At 16.4% G+C, this 701-nt stretch carries 1 pseudogene; it reads left to right on the top strand.

The window, feature by feature from the left end:
• Positions 1-431 precede the first annotated feature (431 nt).
• Positions 432-701: pseudogene (locus IE038_RS25625) on the top strand (hypothetical protein).

Below are 701 nucleotides of genomic sequence, written 5' to 3'. Positions count from 1 at the left end.
GTTTTATGTTTAATTTAATAGGGAATTTTAAAGTGGTTTTATTTTATTATATTTTATTTATATTTTAATTTTATTTATTTAATATTTTTTTGGTGTTATTGATATAAGAGATGTTGTTTTTAGTTTATTTTTTTTTATTTTTATATATGGAAAGTTGTAAAATTATTATATAATAATTTAGAAATTGAAATAGAAAAGAAAAAAGGGAGGTTTGTGATGGTTTTTTAATTTTTTATATTAGGTAATTTAGTATTTTTATGTATGAAGATAATAAATTTGGTTGTTGTGGTTGGATTTTATTATGGATTTTTGATTATATTTTTTATAGGGTTTTTTTATTTTTTTTTTTTTGAGTTTGGGTTATGGATGAAGGAGAAGAAGGAATTGAGAAGAAAGTATTAGTAATAATAGGTTTTATTGTGGGATAGTTTATGATGTTTATATTGATTTATTATGTGTTTTTGTATTTAGTATTGGGTAGATTTTATATAATAATTGTTTTAGTTTTATTGTATTTTTTGTTTTATTTTTTTTGGAATAATTATAAATATTTTTTTGATTATGGATTTATTATTAGAAATGAAATGTGTAATTTTTGTATTTAATGTGTATTTTTGAATAATTTAATTTTTAAATTATTTAATTATTTAATTTTATTAAGTTTAATGTTAGTTAGATTAGTAAATATTTATATGTTTTGA

The organism is Pseudomonas laurentiana, assembly GCF_014648275.1.
Lineage (GTDB): Bacteria > Pseudomonadota > Gammaproteobacteria > Pseudomonadales > Pseudomonadaceae > Aquipseudomonas > Aquipseudomonas laurentiana.
The sequence above is the reverse complement of the archived record's forward strand: the minus strand, read 5'-3'. Positions and strand labels throughout refer to the sequence as shown.